The 4,183-nt window shown below is 40.0% G+C and carries 4 protein-coding genes; all 4 read right to left on the bottom strand.

Annotated features, from left to right (window positions below):
- On the bottom strand, nt 1-1,514 hold a 1,514-nt coding region (locus AC4MRQ_RS25210), incomplete at its 3' end, for a molybdopterin-dependent oxidoreductase (protein WP_491200500.1).
- A gap of 1 nt (nt 1,515) precedes the next feature.
- Nucleotides 1,516-2,391 carry a c-type cytochrome gene (locus AC4MRQ_RS25205; RefSeq protein WP_491200499.1) on the bottom strand — a complete coding sequence of 292 codons (876 nt, stop codon included), beginning with the start codon at nt 2,389-2,391 and terminating at the stop codon, nt 1,516-1,518.
- A complete protein-coding gene (gene nrfD, locus AC4MRQ_RS25200) occupies nt 2,378-3,694 on the bottom strand; it encodes an NrfD/PsrC family molybdoenzyme membrane anchor subunit (RefSeq protein WP_491200498.1) in 1,317 nt (438 codons plus the stop codon). The genes AC4MRQ_RS25205 and nrfD overlap by 14 nt, the downstream gene beginning before the upstream one ends.
- A gap of 20 nt (nt 3,695-3,714) precedes the next feature.
- A partial coding sequence (locus tag AC4MRQ_RS25195; RefSeq protein ID WP_491200497.1) for a 4Fe-4S dicluster domain-containing protein occupies nt 3,715-4,183 on the bottom strand: 469 nt, incomplete at its 5' end.

Raw genomic sequence — 4,183 nt, 5'->3', positions numbered from 1 at the left:
TTTCCATTGAGCGTGCCTGCCGGAATTTTCCAAACCTTTTCGGACATAGCCCTGTGCTTTGGATTGGCAACCACCATATCTGCAGGCAGGCGATGTGCAAAAGTACCGACTTCTCGAGCGGTACCACAAGCAGAAGGCTGACCTGTCAGACTAAATGCTCCATTACCCGGTTTAGCTTGCTTACCAAGAAGCAAGTGAACCATATAAGCTTGTTCGTTCACCCATGAACCACGCGTATGCTGGTTGAAACCCATGGTCCAGAAAGAAGAAACAGTTCTGTTCTTCTCAATATAATAACCGGCCAGTTCCTTCAGTTTTTTCTTGAATACTTCCATATCCTCCTCAGGATCACCTTTTGATATATTGGCTGTGTAATCAAGCGTATAAGGAGCTAAAGCTTTTTTAAATTCATTGTAGGTGATGGACCAATGCTTTACTGCTGTAGCGCGGTTTTTCATTTCCATTACATCACCTTCTTTATACCCAAGGTAGGATAGGGAAACAGCTTCGTCTTTGGTTATTTTCTTCGATGTTTCAAATTGAACCGTTTCTTTTTCTTTATCGGTAAATTTGGCGTGGTCGGCTGTTCGCATACCAAAACCTATGTCAACGACTCCTGTTGCAAACTCAGTATACTTATTCACAAACTCCCAATCTATTGCTTCGGGATGATTGTACACAATTTCGTGCGCAATATAATTCCAAAGTGCTAGATCGGTATTTGGCTTAAAGATGATTTCCAAATCAGCCAAATCGGATGTACGGTTTGTATAAGTAGAAAGATTGACCACTTTTACTTTATCAGGAGAAGATAGTTTTCTATCTGTAGCTCTTGACCAAAGTATCGGGTGCATTTCGGCCATATTGGCTCCCCAGGTTACAATGGTATCCGTTAATTCAATATCATCGTAGTTTCCGGACGGCTCATCAATACCAAAGGTTTGTATAAATGCTACAACAGCCGATGCCATACAATGGCGGGCATTGGGATCTATGTTATTGGAACGCAATCCGGCTTTCATAAATTTAGCAGCCGTATAACCCTCCATAATGGTATGCTGTCCGGAACTGAAAACACCAACTCCCGTTGGCCCCAACTCCTTAAGAGCTTTTTTCATGTGCTTCTCCATTTCATCAAAAGCACGTTTCCAGCTTACAGGTTTAAACTGGCCATTTTTATCGAAATTACCGTTTGCATCCACCCTTAATAATGGCTTTTTCAAACGGTCGGCACCATACATTATTTTAGCATTAAAGTAGCCTTTAATACAGTTCAACCCACGGTTAACCGGTGCTAAAGGATCACCTTTAACAGCCACAATACGGTCGTTTTTGGTAGCAACCATTAAACCACAACCTGTTCCACAGAATCGACATACGGCCTTATCCCATTTCCATTTATTCTCACCTTCAGAAGCGGCTGCCTTTAAGGACTGAGGAATGGTTAAACCTGCAGCAGTAGCAGCAGCCACGGCTGCCGAACTTTTTATGAAATTTCGTCTGTTCAGTTCCATATTAATTCGTTTTCTTAATTTTCCTGAGTCCTATTAAAATAAAAAAGATAGCACCCCAAATACTAACCAGCGTCATGATGAATATCGACATTAACCAGATCGGTGCTTTTTTAGAAACGCTCCACAAATGGCGACCTTCAATGATATTTGCATGTAGTGTTGGCTCAACCATTTCAAGTTCTTGCACTTCTTTTACAGAACCATAGCCTTTTGATGCTTTTACAAGTACTTCTATTTTACCATCAATATCGCCCGGTAGTTTTGAATCTACATCAAAGTAGGCTATTCCGTTATCAATAGTTTGCGATTTGCCTAAAAGTAGGTTTCCAAAGAATCCTTTTACAAAAGCTGAAACCGAAGCATCTGCAAACGGCTTTTCTGCTTCATCAAACACTTTAACCACAAGTTTATCAACGTTATCGTCGTAACCAAGTTGAAGAGTCAGAACAGGTATCTCAATGCCTTCTAGATTGGGTATCGGCTGTTCATATGTTTCGTTGAAACTTCTGAAATAGGCAACCAAACTCCATACTTCTTCTGCAGAAAGTGCATCTTCAAAGCCTGGCATGGCTCCGCGCCCTTTAATGATTTTATGGTATAACTCACCATCTGTTTGAGATTGAATTTTTTCGCCGGCTACATCGCCCGGAGGAGGAACCATCGGTGTGTAATTGCTCTGAGTTGGATCGCCATGACACGATAAACAGGAGTTGTTATAAATAACTTCACCACTACGCGAAAATTCTTCATCGAAAGTGAATATGCTTACGTTTTCTTTTTCCGATTCGGGAGCTATCCATTCATCCTGCCCAAAACAAACAGGTGAAAGCATAAAGCCGAATAAGCAAAGTATCAGTATGTTTTTAGTTGTTCTCATCTTCCAGTTCTTCTTTAATTTCCCAAATTGGAATAACCGGGAATAGTTTAGATAAAAGAGTCATAATAATTAAAACCAATACAAATGAACCAACAGTAATAGCTACCTCAGCAGTGGTTGGTGAATACTGCATAAACTTTTCGGGAACATTTTGTATTGGAAAGTATGGATGTTGCTGAATTGGAACAACAATCAGGTATCTTTTAAACCAGGCACCAACCAAAATAATTACAGAAATAAGCATGGCTGGAAGAGGTTTACGCATCGCGGGAATAAGCAATAGAATAAATGGAATAATTAATCCGCCAATTTGCACAAACCAGAACATCACTGAATCGTGTCCAATCAACATACTTTTCAGATGTTCTGCTTCACCACCTTTGAATTTATAGGCTGGTACAATTATTTCATTGATGTTGAAATACACATAAACTAGCGAAACCAATACCAGTAGTTTGCCCATATTATCGAAATGCAAATCTGTAATGTAATCTTGCAGTTTAAAGCTTTTTTGATAGACAAACATGGCAATAATTACTGCAGCACAACCGGCCACAAAGGCACCGGAAACAAAGTAAGGACCAAAAATAGGGGAGTCCCAGCCTGCCCTTAGAGTCATGGCAAATAACCATGAAGTTACGGTGTGAATAGCCAATGCTACCGGAATGATCAACACCATTAATAGTCGCATGTATTTCTTGATCAGTTTAAACTGATCAGGTGTATTGGCCCAACCCAATGATAAAATTTGGTAAAGTTTGCGCTGAAACTTTGGTAAGCCTTTACAGTTTTCTTTACACAGGTTTAAATCGGGGATTAATGGAAGGTAAAGTAATAAAAGACTTAACATTACATATGTAATAACTACTGCAATATCCCAAACTATTGGGGACTGAACTCGACCATACATAAATATATGGTGTAAACGATCAGGGCGACCCATGTCAGTAATAATTACCAAACCGGCCACCAATGCGAAGGCTACCGCAATAATTTCGGCAATACGGGCAATAGGTTTGATCCATTTTATACCCATAAGTCCCATTACTGAGCTTATAAGCATACCTATTAAACTGGCTGCCACAAAAAATACAAAGTTGGCAATGTATATTCCCCACGAAACAAAATCTGTTAAACCGGTTACTCCTAAACCATCTCTTAGTTGCAGGTAGTAGAAGAATACACACGTTATAAGAATGGCAAACAATGAACTCAGCCATATTTTCGAACCCGTACTCCAATTAACATTGGAAAGGAGTTCACCATCAATAACTGATGACGTTTTCTTTCTTAAAAGATCCATAATAATATTGTCTTGATTTCTTAGGATTTGTTATCTGTAGGTGGCAGGTAATATACGCTTGGCAATGTACCCAACTCCGGCATTAACGTATAGGCCGAATTATCTTTCAAAAGAGTACTAAGTCGTACCGTTTCTTTTGTGGTACCATTGGTTACCAAATCTTCATTGGAGTCGCCAAAGTAATACACACCATTAGGACAAGCGGATACACAAGTTGGTAATTTTCCGACACGCAATCTGTCGGCACTAAATACACATTTAGTTACGGTACCCTTTTTTTGTGGTACATTTTTCTCCATATCGTATGGAGTATCCTTGTATTCATCAGCATCCTTGGGTTCTGTCCAGTTAAACGTTCTTGCTGAATAAGGACAGGCAGCAATACAGAATCGACAGCCGATACACCTTTCATTGTCCACAAGAACAATTCCGTCAGAACGCTTAAAGGTGGCATCAACCGGGCACACTGTCACACACGAAGGATTATCG

The organism is Carboxylicivirga sp. (genome assembly GCF_982718395.1).
The sequence above is the reverse complement of the archived record's forward strand: the minus strand, read 5'-3'. Positions and strand labels throughout refer to the sequence as shown.